General features: G+C 66.0%; 15 protein-coding genes. 9 read left to right on the plus strand and 6 right to left on the minus strand.

Annotated features, from left to right (window positions below):
* Positions 1-8 precede the first annotated feature (8 nt).
* Entirely contained in the window at positions 9-503 is a 495-nt protein-coding gene (locus BRX37_RS20470; protein WP_125989137.1) for a Csu type fimbrial protein, read from the plus strand.
* 21 nt (positions 504-524) lie between these two features.
* On the opposite strand, the gene BRX37_RS20475 is transcribed toward BRX37_RS20470, so the two are convergent.
* The 3 genes from BRX37_RS20475 to BRX37_RS20485 are packed head-to-tail and all read right to left on the minus strand — an operon-like array spanning position 525 to position 4,692.
* Entirely contained in the window at positions 525-1,469 is a 945-nt protein-coding gene (locus tag BRX37_RS20475; RefSeq protein ID WP_125989139.1) for a diguanylate cyclase, read from the minus strand.
* On the minus strand, positions 1,466-4,303 hold the full coding sequence (locus BRX37_RS20480; protein WP_125989141.1) for a response regulator: 2,838 nt from the start codon (positions 4,301-4,303) through the stop codon (positions 1,466-1,468). Before BRX37_RS20480 ends, BRX37_RS20475 begins: the two co-directional genes overlap by 4 nt.
* Positions 4,300-4,692 carry a hypothetical protein gene (locus tag BRX37_RS20485; RefSeq protein ID WP_048938471.1) on the minus strand — a complete coding sequence of 131 codons (393 nt, stop codon included), beginning with the start codon at positions 4,690-4,692 and terminating at the stop codon, positions 4,300-4,302. The genes BRX37_RS20480 and BRX37_RS20485 overlap by 4 nt, the downstream gene beginning before the upstream one ends.
* A 441-nt stretch (positions 4,693-5,133) precedes the next feature.
* Here BRX37_RS20485 and BRX37_RS20490 point away from each other — a divergent pair, with 441 nt between their 5' ends.
* The 3 genes from BRX37_RS20490 to BRX37_RS20500 are packed head-to-tail and all read left to right on the plus strand — an operon-like array spanning position 5,134 to position 10,761.
* The gene (locus BRX37_RS20490; RefSeq protein WP_037507621.1) at positions 5,134-6,663 is read left to right on the plus strand and encodes a Wadjet anti-phage system protein JetA family protein; all 1,530 of its coding nucleotides are present in this window, start codon (positions 5,134-5,136) and stop codon (positions 6,661-6,663) included.
* Positions 6,653-7,321, plus strand: coding sequence for a DUF4194 domain-containing protein (locus tag BRX37_RS20495; RefSeq protein ID WP_099232737.1), 669 nt, complete (start codon positions 6,653-6,655; stop codon positions 7,319-7,321). The genes BRX37_RS20490 and BRX37_RS20495 overlap by 11 nt, the downstream gene beginning before the upstream one ends.
* Positions 7,318-10,761, plus strand: a complete 3,444-nt coding sequence (locus tag BRX37_RS20500; protein WP_125989143.1) for an SbcC/MukB-like Walker B domain-containing protein — start codon at positions 7,318-7,320, stop codon at positions 10,759-10,761. Before BRX37_RS20495 ends, BRX37_RS20500 begins: the two co-directional genes overlap by 4 nt.
* Before the next feature lie 50 nt (positions 10,762-10,811).
* Here BRX37_RS20500 and BRX37_RS20505 read toward each other — a convergent pair whose 3' ends face one another.
* From BRX37_RS20505 to BRX37_RS20515, 3 genes are all read right to left on the minus strand, one after another.
* Positions 10,812-12,236: a CapA family protein gene (locus BRX37_RS20505; RefSeq protein ID WP_125989145.1), complete on the minus strand. Its 1,425-nt coding sequence runs from the start codon at positions 12,234-12,236 to the stop codon at positions 10,812-10,814.
* Between the two features lie 92 nt (positions 12,237-12,328).
* Positions 12,329-13,819 carry a sensor histidine kinase gene (locus BRX37_RS20510; RefSeq protein ID WP_125989147.1) on the minus strand — a complete coding sequence of 497 codons (1,491 nt, stop codon included), beginning with the start codon at positions 13,817-13,819 and terminating at the stop codon, positions 12,329-12,331.
* A gap of 27 nt (positions 13,820-13,846) precedes the next feature.
* The gene (locus tag BRX37_RS20515; RefSeq protein WP_010338501.1) at positions 13,847-14,512 is read right to left on the minus strand and encodes a response regulator; all 666 of its coding nucleotides are present in this window, start codon (positions 14,510-14,512) and stop codon (positions 13,847-13,849) included.
* 279 nt (positions 14,513-14,791) lie between these two features.
* Here BRX37_RS20515 and BRX37_RS20520 point away from each other — a divergent pair, with 279 nt between their 5' ends.
* The 5 genes from BRX37_RS20520 (at position 14,792) to BRX37_RS20540 (ending at position 22,686) form a co-directional block, all read left to right on the plus strand.
* The gene (locus tag BRX37_RS20520) at positions 14,792-16,426 is read left to right on the plus strand and encodes a serine hydrolase domain-containing protein (RefSeq protein WP_125989149.1); all 1,635 of its coding nucleotides are present in this window, start codon (positions 14,792-14,794) and stop codon (positions 16,424-16,426) included.
* 73 nt (positions 16,427-16,499) lie between these two features.
* On the plus strand, positions 16,500-19,193 hold the full coding sequence (locus BRX37_RS20525) for a TonB-dependent receptor domain-containing protein (RefSeq protein ID WP_125989151.1): 2,694 nt from the start codon (positions 16,500-16,502) through the stop codon (positions 19,191-19,193).
* 158 nt (positions 19,194-19,351) lie between these two features.
* On the plus strand, positions 19,352-20,257 hold the full coding sequence (locus BRX37_RS20530) for a LysR family transcriptional regulator (RefSeq protein ID WP_004208323.1): 906 nt from the start codon (positions 19,352-19,354) through the stop codon (positions 20,255-20,257).
* Positions 20,258-20,408: 151 nt separating this feature from the next.
* Positions 20,409-21,764, plus strand: a complete 1,356-nt coding sequence (locus tag BRX37_RS20535; protein ID WP_125989153.1) for an MFS transporter — start codon at positions 20,409-20,411, stop codon at positions 21,762-21,764.
* A 25-nt stretch (positions 21,765-21,789) separates the two neighbouring features.
* Positions 21,790-22,686, plus strand: a complete 897-nt coding sequence (locus BRX37_RS20540; protein WP_125989155.1) for a shikimate dehydrogenase — start codon at positions 21,790-21,792, stop codon at positions 22,684-22,686.
* The last annotated feature ends 98 nt before the right edge of the window (positions 22,687-22,784 follow it).

Here is a 22,784-nt window from a genome sequence, read left to right on the forward strand (position 1 = left end):
GGATGAGGATGCGCACTGGCCATGCCCTCTACGCCGTTGCGGTCGCGCTGACCGCCCTGATCATGGCGGCCCCCGCACAGGCGGCGTGCGATCCCCTGGCCCTGTGCACCTGCACCGTATCGGCAAGCGGCCTGAGCTTCGGCAATTACAACCCGGTCGCCAGCGGGGATAATGATTCATCGGGAACGGTGCGCGTGCGCTGCTCGCTGGTGGTCGCGCTGGGCGGCAGCTACACGATCCAGTTGAGCAAGGGGACATCGTCCACCTATGCGCCGCGCGTCCTGACCAGTGGCGGCTCGACGCTCGCCTATAATCTCTACACCAGCAATGCACGCAATCAGGTCTGGGGCGATGGGACCGGCGGATCGCAGACGGTGACCAGCAATTTCATTGCGCTATTGAGTCTGGATCAAACCACGACCGTCTATGGCCGTATCCCGGCCGGGCAGAATGTCCCGCCCGGCAGTTATTCGGACACGGTGCTGGTCACGGTCATCTTCTGATCAGGCGACTCTGAACAGCGCCTATTCATTGGCTGCCAGGGAATAGCCATGGCAGGTCTGCGCGTCGAACTGGGTGGTCGTGATGCAATCGCGGCCGCGCTGCTTGCTGGCGTAAAGCTGGCGATCGGCTTCCACCATCCACAGCTCGGCGGGCAGGTCGGCATGGCAACGGGCACTGGCGACGCCGATGCTGACGGTGATGAAGGGACTGACCTGCGACTGGGCATGGGGAATGTTGAGCGACTGGATCTGCAGCCGGATTTCCTGCGCAACCAGTTCTGCCCCCTGGGGGTCCGCGCCGGGCAGGATGCAGGCGAACTCCTCGCCGCCATAGCGCGCCGGCAGGTCGGTCGCGCGCTTGACCGCGCGGGTCAGTGCGGCGCCGACCATCGCGATGCAGCGATCCCCGGCGGGATGGCCATAGGTGTCGTTGAACTGCTTGAAGAAATCGATGTCAAGCATGATGACCGACATCCATTCCCCGGTCCGGGTCAGCCGCGCGCTCTCCGCCTGCAGCGACCGTTCCATGTGGCGACGATTGCTCAGGCCCGTTAGCGCATCGGTGACGGCCAGCGTCGCGAGCTGATCGCGCAGGCGCTTGAGTTCGACATGGTTGCCGACCCGCGCGCGCAATATCGCCGGCTGGATCGGCTTGGTCACATAGTCGATCGCGCCCAGCGACAGGCCGCGCATCTCATCTTCCGTATCGCCAAGCCCGGTGGTGAAGATGATCGGTATATCGACCAGCATGATGTCCGCCTTGATCTGGCGACAGACTTCGAACCCGTCGATGCCCGGCATCAGCACATCCAGCAGGATCAGGTCGGGCTGCACCGTGCGTGCAATGTCCAGCGCCTGCTGGCCCGACGTGGCGAAGCAGATCTCATAATCATCCTCCAGCACGGCGTTCATGATTTCGATGTTCGAAATCTCGTCATCGACGATCAGGATGGTGGCCTTGCTCATGATGTCGCTCCTGCCCGATCGATCGACCGGCCTGCTGTGCCCGCGCCCGGCGCATCGATCAGCGCGAGGGCGGTTTCATAATCCAGTTGCTCCAGCGCCCGCTGAACCGGATGGCCGGCGCGCTGATCGGGCGTCAGTCCCATTGCCTGCGCCAGCCGCTCGAACCCGGCGCGGGCGCTGAGGCTCCGACGCGCGAGCAGCCCGCGCAACTCGGTGCGCGCCTGTTCGACCGCGTCATCATCCTGGACGGTGACGATCGCAACGTCCGATGCCTCTGCCCCCGCCGTCAGGCTGCGCGCGGCGGCGATCGCTGGTGCTATCGCCACCTCCAGATCGACGATCGCGGCCAGCGCCGGCCCGGTTTCATCCGCCGCCAACATTCGTTCGATGTCCGACGCGATCTGCTGGACGCCGGGCAGCTCCAGCGATCCGGCCACGCCCTTCAGGCTATGGGCCAGGCGCCGCGCATCGGGCAGCAACCCTGCCGCCAAATGCGCCCGCAAATCCCGGCCGACATGGTCATAGCTGTCACCGAAGGTGACGATCAGCTTGCGCAGCAGCCCGGTCTTGCCATTGACCCGCGCCAGTGCGGCGGGCAGGTCGAAGGGCGGCAGTCGATCGGGCAGCGACGAACCGGCAACCGTCGGCACGACCGGCGACGGCAGCGGCGTGGTCACTCGTCCCGCCTTCAGCCAGCGATCCAGCACCCGGACCAGCACCGGCGGCTCTACCGGCTTGGCGATATGATCGTTCATGCCCGCGGCCTTGCAGCGCTGCTTTTCCTCCTCATAGGCATGGGCCGTCATGGCGATGATCGGCAGATCCTCGGCGTTCCATTGCTCGCGGATGATGCGGGTGGCGCTGATGCCGTCCATTTCGGGCATTTGCACGTCCATCAGCACGGCGGCATAACCGGCCCCCTTCTCGCGCACCATGTCGCAGGCGATGCGGCCATTTTCCGCGAAATCCACCTTCAACCCGGCATCGTCCAGCAGTTCGGCCGCAATCTCGCGGTTGATCTCATTATCCTCGACCAGCAGCACGCGCAGCCCGCGCAGCGCTTCGGCCACCATCGGCAGGGCGGGCGTGGCCGAAGCGGCGACATGGACGATGGGCGCATGTTCCTCGGCGAAAATCTCGGTGATCGTATCCAGCAATATCTTGGGCACGACCGGCTTGGTCAGGAAGGCGGCAACCTTGTCGGTATCGACACCCTGCAACAGATCGTCGGCGCCATAGGCGGTGATGATCAATGCCTTGGGCTGGGGATGGCGCAGCGCCGTGGCGCGCAGCGCATCGACCGTCTCCATCCCGTCCAGGCCGGGCATCTTCCAGTCGAGCAGGGCCAGGTCATAGGGCTCGCCCCGTTCGTCGGCATGTTCGATCGCGGCGATCGCCTCGCCACCCGACGCCACCAGGTCCACCGCCATGCCCCAGCCGGCAAAGACGTCATGGATGATCTGGCGCGACGCCGGATTGTCGTCCGCGGCCAGCACGCGCAGCCGGCGGACATGCGCCGACATCGGCATTTCCAGTCCCATCGCCCGGTCGTCCGCATCCATCAGCATGTGGCAGATGAAGCTGCTGCCCTGGCCGGGTGCGCTTTCGACCGCGATATCGCCGCCCATCTGCTCCACGATCTGGCGACAGATGGCGAGGCCAAGGCCGGTGCCGCCGAAGCGGCGCGTGGTCGAACTGTCCGCCTGGGTGAAGGAATGGAACAGCGATTTCTGCTGCTCGGGCGTCATACCGATGCCGGTGTCGCGCACCGTCAGCTTCAGCCGCACCCGGCCATTCTGCTCGGACGCCGACAGGCCGATGGTGACGGTGCCTTCCTCGGAAAATTTGACGGCATTGCTCATCAGGTTGAGCACCACCTGGCAGAAGCGCATTTCGTCGCCGATCAGCCGCTCGGGCACATCGGCGTCGACCCGCGAGACGACCCTGACCTGCTTCGCCTCGGCATTGGCCGCGACCAGCTGGATCTGGTTCTCGATCGCGCTGCGCAGGGTGAAGGGATGCGCCTCCAGCGTCAGCTTGCCCGCTTCATTTTTCGAAAAATCGAGGATGTCGTTGATCAGCCGCAGCAGCGACACGCCAGCCTGGTTGATCTTGCCGATATAATCCTGCTGCTTGGGGTCGAGGTCGGTCCGGGCGACCAGATGGCAGAAGCCCAATATGGCATTCATCGGCGTGCGGATTTCATGGCTCATATTGGCCAGGAACAGGCTCTTCGCGCGATTGGCCTCCTCCGCCTCGCGGGTCCGTGCCTCCAGCGCCTGATTCTTGGCCAATATCTCCTCGCCCATCTTCTGGTTGCGCTGGAAACTCTCGACCAGCTTGTCGCTCAGCCAGACCAGCACCGCCGTCTGGAAGGCGACGATGCCGGCATGCAGCAGCACCCGTTCCAGATTGCCCTGCCCCGGAAACACCGCATAGGGCAGAAGATAGAGCAGCAGCAGATGATGCAGCGCCGTCGCCGTCGCCGCCGCCAGGATGGCACGCTTGTCGCACCAGGCGATGGTCAGCGCCAGCATGGCGAAGAAATACATGTGCATGTCCATCTGCCAGGCATGGCCGCGCAGCAGGAACAGCAGGATCGCCGGCTCGCCCATCAGTGCGACGGCGGACAGATAGCGGGTCGCAGGGGCGATCCCCTGGCGCCACCAGGTCAGATGATAGGCCCCCGCCAGCAATGTGCCGCCCAGCGCCGCCGCGATCGGCGAATGGCCCGTGAGCAGGGCCACCGTCGCCAGCAACGGCACATGCGCCCAGAAGAGCGGCACGAGGAAGCGGCCGAAATGGAAACGCAGCTTGTCCAGTTCGATAATCATGATGTCTGCCCCCCCGGCAATGGTTCGCCGCATTCGATCCGCGACGGCGTCGCGATCACGCCCCAGGCCCCCGCCCTGCGCAACGCCGCCGCGAAATCCGGCCGGTTCGACCCGGCAATGATGATGTTGGACAGGCGCCCCATGCCGACCAGCCCCCCGTCGGCCGCCCGCACCAGGTTGATCGCCTCGGCCCGCGACGCGCCCCAGGGCGCGATCACCAGATAGCGTCCCGAGCCGCTGCCGCTCATGATCCAGGCGGCGGCCAGCCCGACCAGCCCCGCCAGCAACAGCAAAGCCGCAGGCAAATAGGCGGACATGGCGCAGGACGCGTCCATGCTGCCCGCGCGCGCGGGACGGTTCAAACCCTTGAGCAACCCTGCCTCATCCATCGCATTATTAGGCCATGGAAGCATTTTACAATGGTTAAGAGGCCTTTGCCCGTTCTGTTCGCAAAATGATCGCCTGCCTTTCTCGACATGGCCAATATTTACATATGAAATTACAGAAAACGGGCTTGGATTGGCGGCATAATTTACAAGTTATACGTCAACCGCGCGCTCTTTTCTGCAATTCCGGCATCGGCTTGCCCGGCTCGCCCGAACATGGCATCTGCGCCGCCCGAACCCATATTTTTGCCGGACGAGCCCCTGTCTATGGTCGTGTGCAACGCTGCGCCCGGCCCTTGGAGGCGCTTCTCCGGCATCGCCGAGGACAATGCGCCAGCCTGCCCGTCATCCGTCCCTGTCCGACCATCAGCGCACCGGCGATGACTCCATCGCCGCGACCGCGCCAGATCGCGCGTCCCGCCCGGCCGTTCATGGTGCCACCTGATGCTGTTCGGCCAACTCCATTCCGATATCTTCGCGCTGTTCGCCGGGTCGAACCGCTTTCTCTACGAGCGCGTGCTGATCGGCCTCTATGAAGGCTTCTACCGTTCCGACCTGCATTTCCCGACCCAGGGTGAGGTCGTCCAGCTGATCTATACGCTGCTGGGCGACAATGCGGAGCTGTGGCGCGAGGATGAAAGCCCGGTGGTGCTGGACAAGCTGGCCGCGCGACCGGGCCGCCGCGTGCGCCGGCGCAAGCTGGAAGCCGCCGACGCGCAGGCGACCAGCGCGGCTATGATGCGCGCCCGGCATATCTACAACCGACTGCAGGCGACCGGCTGGATCGAGGAAAGCCGCTATGGCCTGAAGGTCACGGTCGACATGCCGGCCGGCGCCATGCGCCTGGCCGAATTTCTCTGCAGCCTGCGCGAAGGCCTGTCCGACCAGCTTGGCGGCCTTGTCATCCAGGTGAAGAACGAGCTGGAAGCGCTGCAGCGCAACGCGCGGGAAAATGCCCCTGGCCTGCACAAGGCGGCGCGCGACGCCGCCAGCTTCGGCCGCTATCTGCGCAGCGTGCTGAGCGCGCTGCGCGACATCGACAAGCGGGTGGTGGAAAGCGACAGCGTCGGCCGCCGATTGCGCCATTATTTCGAGGATTTCGTCGAGAAGCTGCTGCTGCAGGATTATGCGGCCATCTCGACCACCTCCCACCCCTATCGCTTCCGCCATCGCATCTTCACCGCGCTCGACGCGATCGAGGATTCGATCGCCGACGTCGCCGCCATCGCCGAAGCCTATCATGAGGCCCGGCTGGCGCCCGATCCGTCCGCCGCCCGTGATCTGGTCTATGACGACCTGCACAAGGTGCGGCGCGTGTTCGACCAGATCGAGGAGGCTTTCGAGCGCATCCAGCAGCATCGCAGCCGGCTGGAGACGCGGCTGCGCAACACCGTCCGCTATGCCGGACGGCGCGGCAACAGCTTCCTCCAGCGCAGCGAGCCGATGCTGCTGCAACTCGACCGGCTGCTCGCGCGCACGGATGGACAGGATATGGCGCCGTCCATGTCCGGTCTGCTGGAACCGCGCCGGTCCTACTGGTCCCCCGCCCTGCTCGCCCGGCCGCGCACCTATCGTTCGACGGTTTCGGGCGGCCTGCTGGTCCTGCCGCCGCCCGATCCCCTGCGCGAATGGCGCAAGCGGCTGGACCGGGACTATCTGGCCCGCCTTGCCGTCACGCCCGAACAGGTCAGCCGCTTCCTCGAACGGCGCGTGGCGCCCTTCGGATCGGGCGAGGCCAGCCGCTTCGCGATCGAGACGGTCGATGATTTCCTGACGCTCGAAGCCCTGCGCCTGTCCGTGCTGGCCGCCGATGCCGACGGCCGGGGCAATGCCATCGCCAACCATCTGGCGCCCCATTTCCGCTTCTCGGTCGATACCGGATCGACCATCGACAATGACTGGCTGCACTGCGCGGGCTTCACCGTCTCGCGCATCGGCGACGCCGTGACCCCAGAGATACAAGATGCTCAGTGAATTTCAGACCCTGGAGGCGCGCGATCCGCGCCGGATGCACCGCGTGACCCAGGCGATCAGCCAGTTGCTGCGCCATCAGTTCCTGCATGTGCAGGATCGCGGCTCATCGGCCCTGCTCGAAGTCCTGCTCCGCCCCGATGTCGAGCGGCTTGTGGCGGATTATTTCGAAGTCGCCGGCTATCGGCTGGTGGTGCGCGAAAGCGAGGGCTGGGCCGGCATCCTGCCCGACACCGAACAGATCGGCCATCCGCGCATGCGGATTGACGAAACGCTGGTGCTGCTGCTGTTCCGCCGATTGTGGGAAGAAGGCATCCAGGAAGGCGATGTCGAACGCTATGGCAGCGTGATGGTGACGCTCAACGCCGCCTATGACGCCTATCAGGACATGGTCGCCCGCGCCCGCCGCGCGACGCTGGGCATCAACGAGTTCAAGGCGCTGGTCACCGCGCTCGACCGCCGGGCGATCGTCCATATGGGCGACATCGACGACGAGCTGGAGGACATGCCGATCACCATCCGCGCGCTGATCGCTACCGTCGCGGGCGAAGAGTTCATGGCCCATCTCGAACAATTGCTGGCCGGCGGCGACTATCAGGAAAGCGAGACGGAGGAGCCCGTCATCGACCTGGATGATGCCGACGAGGAGGAGGTCGCATGATGCAGCTTGCCCATATCGCACTGGTGCAATGGCATCTGTTCGGTCGCGAAGACCTGGCCGTCGGCGGCGACACCGCCGTGCTGGGCCAGAACCGATCCGGCAAATCGACGCTGATCGACCTCATCCAGGCGGTGATGACCGGCGGCTCGCGGCGCTGGTATCAGTTCAATCGTTCCGCCGGCGAAACCGGCAGCCGCAAGTCGGAACGCACGCTGCGCGGCTATTGCCTCGGCCAGCTCAACGAACATGAATTTCTGCGCCAGGAATCCGTCACCCACATCGTGCTGACGTTCGACGATCCCGACGGCGTGCGCCCGCCGGTCAGCGTGGGCCTGTGCGTCGAGGCGTCCGCGATCGAGGATGCACAGGTGGTCGGCCGCTATATCGCGCCCGGCGTGCGGGTGGATACCGACCTGCTGATCGAGCATCTGGATGGCGGGCAGCAGCGCTCGGCACCCTGGAGCCTGGTGCGCGAACGACTGGAGCAGGCCTGCGCAGCGGCCGGCACCCAGCTCATTCGCCCCGATGGCCCGCGCAACCATATCCGCGAATATATGCGCCAGCTGTTCACTGGCCGGCGCCACAGCGATCCGGATCGCTTCATCCGCGCCTTCGTCATGGCCCTGTCGTTCGAGGATATGCGTTCGGTCGAGGGCTTCGTGCATAATTTCCTGCTCGCCCGGAACGACATCGACATCGGCGAACTGCGCGAGGGCATCCAGCGCTATCGCGACATCCAGAAGGATGTGCATGAGCTGGAACGGCGGCTCGACGCGCTGCGGGCGCTGGCCGAACTCGTGTCCCGCTTCGTCACCTTGCTGGAGCGGGAGGATGTCGCCCGTGGCACCGCCCGCCTCGCCGCCATGATCGAGGCGGGCGCCGCGCTGATCGCCAATCTGCGCGAACGGCGCGACACGCTGGCGGAACTGGACGACATCCAGCAAGACATCGGCCGCTGCGATGCGGAGATCGCCGCGCTTGGCGATCGGCAGGACAGCCTGCTCGCCCAGTCCGTCGCGGAAGGCGCCGCCGGCAAGCGGGCCGTGGTCGCGAGCGAACTCAAGGCCGTGGACCTGACCCGCACCGGCGTGGTGCAACGGCTCGAAGCCCGCTTCCGTGCGGCCGCGCTCGGCGCCAGCCTGCTCGACCATCGCGAGCGGCTCGCGCCCCTGAAGCTCGGCGCCCTGTTCCAGGCGCTGGAGGCGCTGCGGCAGCAGAGCGACGGGCTGGAGCCGCCGACTTGGCCGCGCGATCCGCTGGCGATGGAGGATCTGATCGCCACCGCCCGCCGCAGCGCCATCGATAGCGTCGCCAAGATCCAGGAACGGCGCGACCAGGCCATTGCCCAGCGGCGCGGCCTGCAGGACGAACTGGCCGATCTGGTCGCGCGCCGCGACAAGGCGCGCGCCGGCCAGGTGAGCCTGGATGATCGCACCATCCGCCTGATGGCCGCGCTGGAGCGGGAGGATATGCGTCCGCGCACGCTCTGCCAGGTGGCCGAAATCGTCGATCCGCAATGGCGCGAAGCGGCCGAGGCCCTGCTTGGGCGCGACCGCGAGGCGATCCTGGTCGATCCCGAACATGCGTCCCGCGCGGTCGAGATCGTGCGCGCCAATCGCGACGGCTTCCGCGGATGCCGGGTCATCAACAGCCGTCGCCTCGCCGAACAGCCGCCCGGCTTTGACACCGATTCCCTCGCCACCGTCTTTGCCAGCGACGATCCGCTGGCGATCGCCTTCCTGCGCTTCCGCACCGGCCAGGTGCGGCTCGCCGGTACCCAGGCAGAATTGCTGGCCGGCGGCCGCGCGATCATGCGCGATGGCGCCTATAATAGCGGCATCGTGGTCGAGGTGCTGCGCACCCGTGATCTCAAGATCGGCCGGGCCGCAGCCCCGCTGATGGAGGCCGAACTGCTTGCCCGGATCGAGGATCGGCAGGCGCTGATCGCCGTCCATGCCGAAACCGAGCGGTTCCATGACGATATTCATCGCAAGCTGCTGCCGCTGATGGCCGATGTCGATCCGGCCGACCGGCTCGACCTGCTGGTCGCCGCGATCGACCAGCATGAGGAAAGCCGCACCGAATTGCAGCACCGGATCGACAAGATCGCGATGACGGTCGATCCGGCAATCCAGCACAATCTGGACAAGGTGAAGCTGCAACTGCGCAGCGCCACCGAGGAAAAGGAAGAACTGATCGGACGGCGCGGCCAGCTTGGCCAGGCCAGGATCGAAATCCAGCGGCGGCTGGATGCGGGCGATGCCCAGCCCGGCTCCTGGCTCTGCCTGCGCTCGCGGCGCGCCCTGTTCAAGGATCGGGTGCGCTCATCGGCCAGCCTCTCGATCCTGCGCGAGGCCTATCGCCAGCAGCGCGGACGCGCCCTGCCCCGACTGGTGCAGGAGATGACGAAGCGCGCGGACGAGGCCCGCGACGCCTATCAGGCGTTGCAGGGCGAAATTCGCGAGACGCTGGGCCATTACCGCGCCGATTTCGACAATAGCGCGCCTATTGCCCTGCCCGGCGCGATTGCGACCGAGGTGAAGCCCTGGCTCGCCGCCAATATCGCGGCGCTGGAGGAAAATGAGCTGATCCAGTATCGGCGCCAGGCCGACGAAGCCGCCGAACAGATCGGCCAGCTGTTCCGTACCGCCTTCATCCATGAGCTGAACGCCCGCTTCAACGATCTGCGTTCGGAGCTGGACAACCTCACCCGCGCGCTGCGGATGCGGCCGCTCCATGGCGAGATCTACACGCTCCATGCCCGTCCCAAGGAGGAATTTGCAGCGCTCCACCGGCTGGCGCGCGAGAGCGAGCATGACGAACTGACCTTCGACGCCCTCTTTGGCCGGGCCGCCCCGCGCGACGCCGAACATGCCCAGGCGCTGGCGGAGGTCGAACGGCTGCTGAGCGACGAGTCCCTCGATTTCTCGGCCTATCAGGATTACCGCAACTATTTCACCTTCGACCTGCGCATGGAGGATGTGAACAAGGGCCGCACCACCAGCTATGACAAGCGCAAGGGCACGGCGAGCGGCGCGGAGCGGCAGGTGCCCTATTATGTGGTCATCGGTGCGGCGCTGGCCAGCATCTATCATGGCGCGCGCCGGCAATATGAGCGGGCGGAGCTGGGCCTGGGCCTTGCCGTGTTCGACGAGGCGTTCAGCAAGATGGACGGCCCCAACCAGCGCACGCTGCTCGAATTTTACGACGATATCGGGCTGCAGGTGGTGATCGCTGCGCCATCGGAAAAGCGCGCGGTCGTCTATGAAAATCTCGACAGCGTGATCGACGTGTTCCGCCATGGCGACAATGCCAGCGCCGAAGCCGTCCGCATCAAGCCCCATGCCCGCACCCAGATGCGCGCCGCCAATCCGCAGCATCTCGACGATGCCGCGCTGGCCGAACGGCTCGACCTCTTCGCGCTCGACAGCGCGGAATAGGCAGGCCGGCTTCAGGGGCGCCGTCCCGCGCCCCTGAAGCCGCCATTCGATCAGGGGCGCGACGCTGCCACGCGGATCACGCCTACGCCCTTGACCGTCTCGATCTTCGTGCCGAAGGGCGCGGACAGGCGCTGCAGCCGTTCCAGGATGCGCGCACCGACCGTGGCATCGGCCAGGTGCGGCACGCCCTTGCCCGCGCCCGTCGCGTTGACGCCCAGGTCAACGGGATAGAGGCGGATTTCACTCAGCTGGCCATCCTTGTAATGGCTCACCGCGATCACCGTTTCATAGAGGTTGGGATCGCCAAATTCCTTCGCGCCGCGCGCCTGCAGCAGCTCGGGCGCGGTCACGCTGCCCGGCGTGATGCCGAACTGGTCGTACATGTCGGCCGGCAGGTCATCCAGGCTGTTGTTCATCATCGCGAAGTTGCCGAGCGAATAGAAGATCGGCTTGCCCTTGTAGATCTCGATCCCGCGCAGCTGGTGCGGGCCATGGCCGACATAGGCATCCGCGCCGGCATCGATCGCCTGATGGGCCAGACCCCGGGCGAAATTGGCGGGCGTCTGGCTGGCATTGCCGGGCTCATGATTATGCAGCGAGAAGACGGCGAAATTGCCATTCTGCTTGGCCTGGCGCACGGCCAGCATGTTGGCGGCGACATCCCTGGCGTTGAGGTCATATTCGATCGTCATCGGTGCGGTCGGGGCTGTCGTCGCCCGATATTCGCGGCCCTTCATCTTGACCGGCGCCCCCGCCTTGGTGCCCGCCAGCCGCGCGATCGTCGCCAGATCGGTGTCGGAGACCAGACCGACCTCGACGCTCCGGATGGCATTGGCGCCGCCACGGCCGGGCACCTGGCCCAGCGGGTCGGAGGCCGGCGACATCGGCGTGAAGCTGGTGGTGGCCGACACCAGTCCGACGCGGCCATGCGGCCCGTCATAATAGGCCGGCGCGCGGGCCGCGGTCATCGAACGGCCAGTACCGGCATGGACGATATGCGCGCCGTCGAGCAGCGCCAGCGTGTCATACAGCCCCTCCACACCCCAGTCGGTGGAGTGGTTGTTGGCGTGGCCGACAATGTCGATGCCCATCTTCGCCACATCGGCCGGGACGGCGGGGTCGGCCAGCATCCAGGTGCCGCCCGACTCCGCCTGGGGGGAGCCCTTGAAGGTCTTGAGGTCGAGCGCGGTCGTCTCGAAATTGCCGAAGGTCACATCCGCGCCACGCAGGATGCGCAGCATGTCAGGCGACTGCTGCTCGATCGTCGCCAGCATTGGACGCAGATAGATGAGGTCGCCCACCGCCGCGAAGCTGAAATCACCGGTGATCGGGCTGGTCGGCACGCGGCTGGTCGACAGCTGGCCACCGCTTTCCTCTTCCTCGGCATGGGCCGCGATCGGCGCGGTCAGCATCAGCGCGGCGCCGGCCAGCGACAGGCTGCGGACCGCGCGGCGGCGAAGGATCATGGACAGCATCAACGGACTTCCCCTTTGTAACTTTGTGTCGGGGATAGCCGGTCGGGCTGACATGAACCTGTCGCCGGGACAGGCTTTTCTGTTCGGTGGCGCTATTCGGCGCGAAACGCGATGGTGACGCACAGCCCCCGGCCGGTCCGGCCGTCGGCCAGACTGATCTGCGCGCCCATCCGGTCGGCCAGAGCGCGGGCGATCGGCAGGCCAAGGCCGGTGCCCGGCGTCGCGCTGTTGCCCGGCATGCGGTAGAAACGGTCCCACACCTTTTCGCGCTGCGCCTCGGGAATGCCCGGACCATCATCGTCGATATCGACCATCGCCTGCCCCTCGCGGCGATAGAGATGGACGGTCACCGTGCCGCCCGGCCGATTGTAGCGGATCGCATTGTCGAGCAGATTGCCGATCAGCTCCGCCGCCAGCCCCGGCTGACCGACCGCCATGGCCGGGCCGACCATTGCCTTGTCATAGCCGATCTCGATATCGGCCGGCGCCTGGGCCGCGCGATCGGCGATCACGTCCGCGGCAACTTCGGATAGGTCGAACGGCCCCATGCGCATGTCGCCATCCTCCTCGCTGCGGGCGAGCGCGATCAACTGGCGCAGCAATTGTTCGAGGCTGTCGATGGCGTGGGGAATATCCTGCAACGCCGCCTTGCCCTGGGGCGAGGCCGCGCCATAGCGATCAAGCACGTCGAGATGGACCCGCGCCACGGCAAGCGGCGTGCGCATCTGGTGCGAGGCGTTGGAGGTGAACTGCCGCAGCGAATTGGTCGCCCGCTCCAGCCGCGCCATCAGCCCGTTGAAGGCCGCGACGAACGGCTTGATCTCGACCGGCGTAGCTTCCGCCATTTCCATGCGGAAGGCCGGCGACGCCTCGCGCCGGGCGGCCTCCACCTGCCCCGTCAGGTCCGACAGCGGTCGCAGTCCCCAGCGGATCGCCCACCAGAAGAGCAGCCCGGTGACCAGCAGCACCGCGACGCCGACCAGCAGCACCTGGCGCAGGAACAGCCGTTCATAGGCGGACCGATCATCCAGATAGTCGGCAATCTGGATCGCGATCAGCTTGTCATCGCCATAGGCACGGCGCATCTCGGTCGCGATCCGCACCGGCTTGCCGTGCAGCGTGCTGCTGCGCAGATAGGCCGCCTGGGTAACATAATGGGCGTCCGCCGGATCGAGATAGCCGCGCACCAGCGGCGTCTTGCGATAGGCGTTCTTGAAGGTCGCGGGCGGATGGCGATCGGTCACGCCGTCCCAGTCCGCGCGATAGTCGGCAGGCGGCTTCAGGCTTGGATCGCCGGCGACCAGCGTATCGCCACGATAGACGCTGTAATGGACCACCGGCCGGGCGCGGCGCTGGAGCAGGTGGATGACCAGCGGCACCAGCCGCTTCTGGTCGGCCGGCGGGCTGTTATAGGCAAGGCTGAGCGTGCGGACCGACCCCACCAGCACGCGGTCGACCGTGTCCGCCTCCGTATTGTGATTGACCAGTGCGGTGATGACGGAAAAGACCAGCACCAGCGCCGTCAACGGCATCATCACCGCGCCGGTCAGGCGCAGCCGCAGCGAGGAAGACAATCTGCGCATGTGCGTGGCGGTCGATCAGTCCGGCGCTCAGGCCGCTTCGATCATATAGCCCAGGCCGCGGATCGTGCGGATCGACGGGCCTGACGGCTGCAACTTGCGGCGCAGGCGGCCGACATAGACCTCCAGCGCATTGGGCGTGACCGCATCGTCGAAGTTGAACACTTCGGCCGACAGCCTTTCCTTGGCCACCACCTTGCCCGGCCGGCCCATCAGCGTTTCCAGTACAGCCAGTTCGCGTCGGCGCAGGTCGATCATGCTGCCTTCCAGATAGACGGTGCGGCTGGAACGGTCGAAGGTCAGTGTGCCGATGCGCAGCACCGGATCGAGCGTGCCCTGGCTGCGCCGCACCAGCGCGCGGACCCGCGATTCCAGTTCGCGCGGATCGAACGGCTTGGCCATATAATCGTCGGCGCCGCGATCCAGACCATTGATCCGGTCGTCGATCATGTCGCGTGCGGTCAGGATGATGATCGGCGTCCGCGCGCCGCGCGCGCGCAGCCGGCTCAGCACTTCCAGGCCGTCCAGGTCGGGCAGGCCCAGGTCCAGGATGATCGCGCTATAGGGTTCCTGATCGGCCAGCCGCAGCGCATCCTCGCCGCTGGTCAATATGTCGACGGCAAAGCCCGCGCCTTCCAGCGAGGCCATGATCCCCCGCGCCAGACGCTCATCATCTTCCACCAGCAACAAACGCATTACAGCACTCCTACCGATCCCGGCAGGCACCCTCGATCGACATTAAATTGCGATACGCATCCGCAGCAAGAATGCAAATACCAAATAAAAAGCCCTTATCTTGCCGTTGATTGCAAGATCGGCCGCATCACCCCTCTCTGTGTCAGGTTCGTGACAGCGACTCCGGTTAGGACTCGCCAGGAAAGACGGACGACGACGGATTTTCCGCCGTACGCGCCGCCAGAAAAAACAGATCGCAGCGCGGCAAGAGCGCTTCGGGCGCACAAGGGGAAAATAGATATGACGACCGTTCGGTCCTCGCTCGCGGGGGCGCTCATCTGCATGGCTGCGGCACTGCCCGCTGCCGCCATGGCGCAATCGGCCAGCCCGGCCCCGGCTGATGCCGCATCGCTCGCCAGCCTCGACGCGCTGTTCGCGCGCTGGAACAGCAAGACGGCCCCCGGCTGCGCCGTTGCCGTCTCGCGCAATGGCCAGGCGATCGCCACCCGCGCCTATGGCATGGCCAGCCTGGAACTGGGCGTCCCCCTCACCCCGGACAGCATCTTCGAGGCCGGATCGGACTCCAAGCAGTTCACCGCCGCCGCGACCCTGATGCTGGCCCATGCCGGCAAGCTGTCGCTGGACGATGACATCCGCAAGGTCGTGCCGGAAATGCCCGATTACGGCACCCCGGTCACGATCCGCCACCTGCTGCACCACACCAGCGGCCTGCGCGACTGGGGCTCGGTCGCCGCGATTGAGGGCTGGCCGCGCAACAGCCGCACCGCCGACAATCAGGACATGCTGAACATCGTCGCGCGCCAGAAGGAACTGAACTTCGCGCCCGGCAGCCATTATCTCTACAGCAACAGCAATTATAACCTGCTCGCCATCATCGTCGCGCGGGTCAGCGGCCAGTCGCTCGCCGACTTCACCCAGGACCATATCTTCAAGCCGCTGGGCATGACCCACACACGCTGGCGCGACGATCATGGCGATGTCGTGCCCGGCCGCACCGGCGCCTATGAATTCGACGATGGCATCTATCGCAACGACCAGGTGATCGAGGACGCCTATGGCAATGGCGGCCTGCTGACCACGGTCGGCGATCTGGTGAAGTGGCAGGCGGCACTCGACGCCGACACGTTCGGCACCGGCTTCACCGCCGAAATGCAGACACCGACCAAGCTCAATGACGGCACGCCGATCGCCTATGCGCTGGCGCTGGTGAATCTCGATCATCATGGCCAGCAGGAAGTCAGCCACAGCGGTTCGACCGGCGGCTATCGCGCCTGGATGGCCCGCTATCCGCAGCAGAAGCTCGCCGTATCGCTGCTCTGCAATACCGGCAATGCCGATACGCCGGTGCTGGGCCGCGATGTCGCCGACATCTTCCTGCCCGCCTACAAGGCCAAGACCTATACCCCCAAGGGGCCGTTGCCCTCGGGCACCTATGCCGACGGCATGACCGGCTTCCCGGTCCGCTTCGACAGCGACGACAAGGGCAATCTGCGCGCCGACGGTCGGGTGCTGACCCCGGTGGGGCCGGGCCGCTGGGCCCAGCGCGAGGATATCTTCGCCTTTGGCAAGGCCGGCCTGACGCTGGAACATCGCGAGGGCGAGAAGATCGCCTATCGCAAGGTCGATGCCGTCACCGCCTTCGACCCCAAGCCCTATGTCGGCCGCTTCTGCGGCGTCGACACCTTCGCCTGCCTCAGCTTCAAGCAGCAGGGCGACACGCTGACCTATAGCGGCCCGCGCTGGTACAACACGCCGCTCAGCCCCGCCTATGCCGACGTCTTCACCGGCGAGGCCGCGCCGGGCGCAGGCCGCATCACCGTCAAGTTCGAACGCGACGCATCGGGCGCGGTCACCGCGCTGCGCTTTGGCGAAGGGCGTGCCTACGACGTCGCCTTCCGCCGCGTCGCCGACTGATTTTCAGCCATCACACAAGAGCCGCTCGGGTCGCGGCCACAACATAAGCAAGAGCAAAAGGGGACTATTGGAAATGCGTATTGAAGACACTGGATTTCGCCGCCTGCTGATGGCGGGCAGCGCCGGGGCCGCCCTGGTCCTGTCGCTCGCCACGGCGCAGTTCGCCATGGCACAGGACAGTACGCCCGCCGCTGACGATGACGCCGGTTCGATCGTCGTCACCGGTTCGCGCATCGACCGCAAGGGCTTCGACGCGCCGACCCCGACCACCGTCGTGGGCGAGAGCGAACTGCGCCAGGGCGCCCGTCCCAGCATCGCGCAGGTGCTGAACGACCTGCCGCAGTTCCGCGCGACCCAGTCGCCGGCCAGCACTGTCGCCAACACCAACTCCTCCTCGTCGGCGATGGACCTTCGCGGCCTCGGCGTCACCCGCACCCTGACCCTGCTCAACAACCGCCGCTTCACCGGCTCGTCGGACCTCAACACCGTGCCGCAGGGCCTGGTGAAGCGGGTCGAGATCGTCACCGGCGGCGCCAGCGCAGCCTGGGGCTCGGGCGCGATCGGCGGCGTCGTCAACATCATGCTCGACGATGATCTGGAAGGCCTGACCATCGGCGCGCAGAACGGCGTGTCGTCGCGCGGCGATGGCTATCGCTACAGCTTCGACGGCACCTTCGGCACCCATTTCGCCGACGGCCGCGGCCACTTCATGATCGGCGCCGAATATCAGAATGACGAGGGCATTCTCGACCGCAACTCGCGCAAGAATGTCGGCAGCGCCAACCTCTTCTCGCCGACCACGGGCGACCATGACTATATCCTGGTGCGCGACGTCAACAGCTCGACCACCAGCCTCGGCGGCCTGATCACCTCGGGCACGCTCAAGGGCCAGACCTTCAATTCGGACGGCACGCTGCGCGCCTTCCAGTACGGCAGCCAGATCAGCGGTTCGACCATGGTCGGCGGCGAAGGCGTGGCCACCAACGACGAATATGCGCTGACCAACCCCTATCAGCGCGTCAACAGCTATGCCCGCGCCAGCTTCGAGGTTGGCGACGCCACCTTCTGGGCGGACGGCAGCTACAGCCGCATCTGGGCCAAATATCCCTTTTATGCGGAAAATGGCACCTACACCCTGTCGGCCAGCAATCCCTATCTGTCGCAGTCGATCCGCGATCAGCTCGCCGCCGCCGGCGAGACCAGCATCAAGGTCGGCCGCTTCTTCGAGGATTATGGCTATCGCACCTTCGGCTATTATCGCCAGAATGTGGAAGGCGCGATCGGCGTCGATGGCAGCTTCGCGGACGGCAAATGGCGCTATTCGGCCTATTACAGCCATGGCGAAAACCGCAACATGCAGAGCTATGACAACCAGATCACCGGCGCGAACCTGACCGCCGCGCTGGATGCCGTGACCGACAGCAGCGGCAATATCGTCTGCCGCACCGCGCTCACCGATCCGACGACCGCCTGCCGCCCGCTCAACATCCTGGGCGAAGGCGCCGCCAGCCAGGACGCGATCGACTATGTGTTCGGCAATGTTGCCCGCGTCGTCTACACCACCAAGCTCGACAGCGCTGGCGCCAGCCTGCGCGGCGACCCCTTCTCCACCTGGGCCGGCCCGGTTTCGGTCGCCTTCGGTGCGGAAGCCCGCTGGGAAGAGCAGGTCACCAACAGCCTCGACGCCACCTCGGCCGCCAAGGGCTTCAGCCGCTTCAACTTCTCGCCGCTCGACGGCGGTTTCAACGTCCAGGAAGCGTTCGGCGAAGTCGCCATCCCGCTGCTCGACCAGCCGTTCAGCAAGCTCGATGTCAACGGCGCGGCCCGCTACAGCCGCTACAGCACCAGCGGTGGCATCTGGTCGTGGAAGCTGGGCGTGACCGATCGCATCTTCGACAATCTGCTGCTGCGCGTGTCGCGTTCGCGTGACATCCGCTCGGGTAGCCTGGCGGAACTCTACACCACCACCACGACCAGCTTCACCACGGTCGCGGAAAATGGCAGCACCTACTCGATCACCCGCTATGGCGGCGGCAATGCGAACCTGAAGCCCGAAATCGGCAGCACGCTGACCGCCGGCGCGGTGTTCACGCCGACCTTCCTGCCGGGCTTCAACCTGTCGGTCGACTATTACAACATCAAGCTCAAGGACGCGATCACCTCGCTGGGTGCGCAGGACGTCATCAGCGGTTGCGCCAACGGCAATACCGACCTGTGCAGCCAGATCGTGCGTGACACTGCCGGTGCCCCGACCACCATCTATACCACCTATATCAACCTGGCCGAATACAAGACCGCCGGCGTGGATATCGAGGCCAGCTACACCCTGCCGCTGAGCAAGGTGAGCGGCGGCCTGGGCGGCACGATGCGCTTCCGGGGCCTGGCCACCTATGTCGACAAGGTGCTGATCAACGACGGCATGACCAGCGTCGACCGCGCCGGTGACGTGGGCGACAATGTCAGCTTCGGCACGCCGCACTGGCGCGCCACCGGGTCGATCAACTACAGCAGCCAGGACGTCTCGGTCGACGCCCGCGTCCGCTATGTCGGCGGCGGCAAGTTCAACCATGCGCTGGACATCGCCAACAACGACATCGCCGCCCGTGTCTATGTCGACCTCGGCGCCCAGGTGAATGTCGACAAGTTCACCCTGTTCGCCAACGTCAACAACCTGTTCGACCGCGATCCGCCGCTGACCACCTATGGCGCGATCCACTATGACACGATCGGCCGTTACATGACGGTCGGTGCCAAGGTTCGCTTCTGATCCCTGGCTGATCGATGTGCGCGGGCAACCCCTTGCCCTCTGCCCGCGCACATTGAAAACCCGCCTTCGAACGACCGGCACGCACGCGGCGGGCTTTCATGCGCCGCCCCGCTGGGCTAGCACGCGCTATCCATCCGGTGCAGGATCATGAACGTTCGATGCTCACGGTTCGACAGATAGAAATTTTCCGCGCCGTCATGATTACCAAGACGGTCAGCGGCGCCGCGCGGATGCTCGGCACGTCCCAGCCCGGCCTCAGCCGGATGCTCGGCCATATGGAAGACCGGCTGCAGTTCCGCCTGTTCGACCGCACCCGCGGCCGGCTGGTGCCGACCCAGGAAGCCGGCGTGCTGTTCGAGGAGATCGAGCGCATCTACAAGGGCTTCGACGATCTCGCCCATGTCATCCGCCGGCTGGCCAAGGGGGAGGACAAGACCTTTCGCGTCGGCGCATCGCCCTCGCTCGGCCATTCGATCCTGCCCCAGATGCTGGCCCGCCTCAGCGCCAATTATCCCGGCCTCACCATCCAGTTCGACATTCTCTCGGTCGAGCAGGCGATCGATTATCTCGCGCTCCAGCGTGGCGAATATGCGCTGACCGTCTTTCCGATCGACCATCCCAACATCCTGTCCAGCCGGATCGGCGCCGGGCGCATGGTCTGCGCCGTGCCCAGCCATCATCCGCTGGCGGATCGCGGCCGGATCGGCGTGGCCGACCTTGCCGGCGCACAACTGCAATCCTTCCGCCCCGACACCCCCCATGGCCGGATCATCGCCGACATGTTTGCACGCGCCGGGCAGGAGCCGGACGTTTCCACCTATATCCGCTTCGCCGAAACCGCGGTCGCCTTCGTCGCCAACGGCATGGGCGTGGCGCTGGTCGACAGCTTCACCGCGATGCAGCCCCATGCCGACACCGTCCGCTTCCTGGAATTTGAAGACCCCGGCGTGCTTCCGGTCTATATCAACCGCAATATGGAATCGCCGCGCGCCATCATCGGCGAAACCTTCGAGGAGATTGCCCGCAGTGCGATGCTCGCCCTGCCGCGCCCGCCAAAGCCATAACATAGCGATATAGCGAAGCGCATCTGGAGCGGTGGAAATTACCTATTGAATGGATGAGGCATAGCCATCCGCAGAATAGAAGCCGACAGGCCACCGGACAAGCAAGGCAAGGGCGCAGGGCGCCGCGAGAGGATGAAAGGCATTATTCGAAATGGCCAGCTATTCCGCCACCGGCAGCGTGTCCGTGCGGCCCTATGTGACCGTTGACGGCCAGGCTGCGCCCGTCGCGTCGGACAGCCTATGGACCGCGCGCCAGATACTGGTCGTCGCCATCTGCTTCATCCTCAACATGCTCGACGGCATGGACGTGCTGATCCTGTCCTATATCGCCCCCGCCCTGTCGACCGACTGGCAGGTGACGCCCGAGCGGCTGGGCGTGGTGTTCAGCGCCGGGCTGGCCGGCATGGCCGCCGGCGGCCTGCTGATCGCGCCGATGGCCGACAGGTTCGGCCGCCGCAAGCTGATCCTCGCGTCGCTGGTGATGATGGCCGGCGCCATGTTCGGCTCCGCCATGGCCGCCAATATCGGCGAACTGATCGTCAGCCGCTTCATCGTCGGCATCGGCATCGGCACGGTGCTGGCCAGCATGGCGGCGCTCACCGCCGAATATGCCCCGCCCCGGCACCGCACCTTCGCGGTCGGTTTCCTCCAGGCCGGCTATCCGGTCGGCGCCACCATCACCGGCTTCGTCGTCGCCAACCTGCTGCCCATCTATGGCTGGCAGGCAATGCTGCTGGGCGCGGCGATCCTCTGCACCCTGTCCCTGCCCTTCGTCTGGCTGCTGCTGCCCGAAAGCATCGACTTCCTGCTGACCCGCCAGCCCAAGGACGCGCTGGAAAAGGCCAACCGCCTGCTCCGCTCGATGGGCCAGCCGGCGGTCGATACGCTGCCCGCCAGGAAGGTGCATGAAGCCAACAAGGCCGGCGTGCGCGGCCTGCTGACCGACGGCCGCGCGACCGGCACCATCCTGCTGTGGATGGCCACCATCTCGGGCTTCATGACGCTCTATTTCGTCATCAGCTGGATCCCCAAGCTGGCGGTCGAGGCCGGCCTGCCGGCCAAGGACGCCATCTATGCCGGCGCCATCTACAATATCGGCGCCTTTGTCGGCGTGACCCTGATCGGCATCGCCGGCACCCATTTCGACCTGCGCCGCCTGATCCTGGGCTATATGTCGGCCGCCGCCGTCACGCTGGTCCTGTTCGGATCGGTCACCATGCCGCTGATCGCGACGCTCGCCACCGCCTTCCTGATCGGCGTCTTCGTCCAGGGCGGCTTCAACGGCTGCTACCCGCTCGCCGCCAGCCTCTATCCGCCCGAAGCACGCGGCACCGGCATCGGCTGGGCCATGGGCGTCGGCCGGATCGGCGCGGTGATCGGGCCGATGCTGGGCGGCTTCCTGCTCGCGGCGAAAGTCTCGCTGCCTGTCATCTTCGGTGTCTTCGCGGTACCGGCCGTCATCGCGGGCATCTGCGCCGCGATGATCCGCCTGCCCAAGGCCGACTGACCGCCCCTCTTCCAAGGATAATGCCATGTTCCAGTCCCCCGCGCCCGTCGCGGATCGCCCCCGCGCGTCCATTCTCTGCGGCCTGATCGGCCAGGGCATCGGCGGATCGCGCAGCCCGCACATGCACGAGACGGAGGCAAGGGCGCTCGGCCTAACCCTCGTCTACCGCATCCTCGATGCCGATCGGATGGGCTATGGCGCGGACGACCTGCCCCGCCTGCTACCGATGCTGGGGGCGATGGGCTTTGACGGGATCAACGTCACCCATCCCTTCAAGCAGGCGGTCATGCCCTTGCTCGACAGCCTGTCCGACGCAGCGCGGGCATTGGGCGCGGTCAACACCCTATTGTTCCGCAACGGCCGGGCCCACGGCGACAATACGGACTGGTCGGGCTATCGCGCCCATTTCCTCGCCGGCCTCGCCGATCGCCCGCGCGGCCGGATCGCGATGATCGGGGCTGGCGGCGCGGCGGCAGCGGTCGGCTATGCCCATCTCGACCTTGGCGCGACGCATCTTGCCATCGTCGATCCGGCACAGGAGCGCGCGGCGGCGCTTGCCGATCGGCTTGGCGCGCTCTTCCCGGCGGCGCAGGTGCAGGCCATGACCCATGCGGCCGATGCCATCGCGGACGCCGATGGCGTGGTCCAGACCTCCCCGATCGGCATGCTCAGCCATCCCGGCCTGCCCTTCGATCCCGATCTGCTGACGCCCGATCAATGGGTGTCAGACATCATCTATTTCCCGCTGCACACCCCGTTGCTGGTTGCGGCGCAGGCGAAGGGCTGCGCCATATTGACCGGCGGCGGCATGGCGGTGATGCAGGCAGCCCATGCCTTCGCCCTGTTCACAGCCGTCGCGCCGGACAGCGACCGCATGCTGGCGGACTTCGCCCGCGCGACCGATGCGGCTGTCGCGCCATGATCGCCGACAGCCCGCCCGCCATCGTCCTGCCCGTCCAGGTCGCCGAAGCGGTGAAGCCCGCCCCGCAATTGCAGGGGCCGCCCGCCGGACCACAGACG

The organism is Sphingomonas sp. S-NIH.Pt3_0716 (assembly GCF_003950715.1).
GTDB classification, from domain to species: domain Bacteria; phylum Pseudomonadota; class Alphaproteobacteria; order Sphingomonadales; family Sphingomonadaceae; genus Sphingobium; species Sphingobium yanoikuyae_A.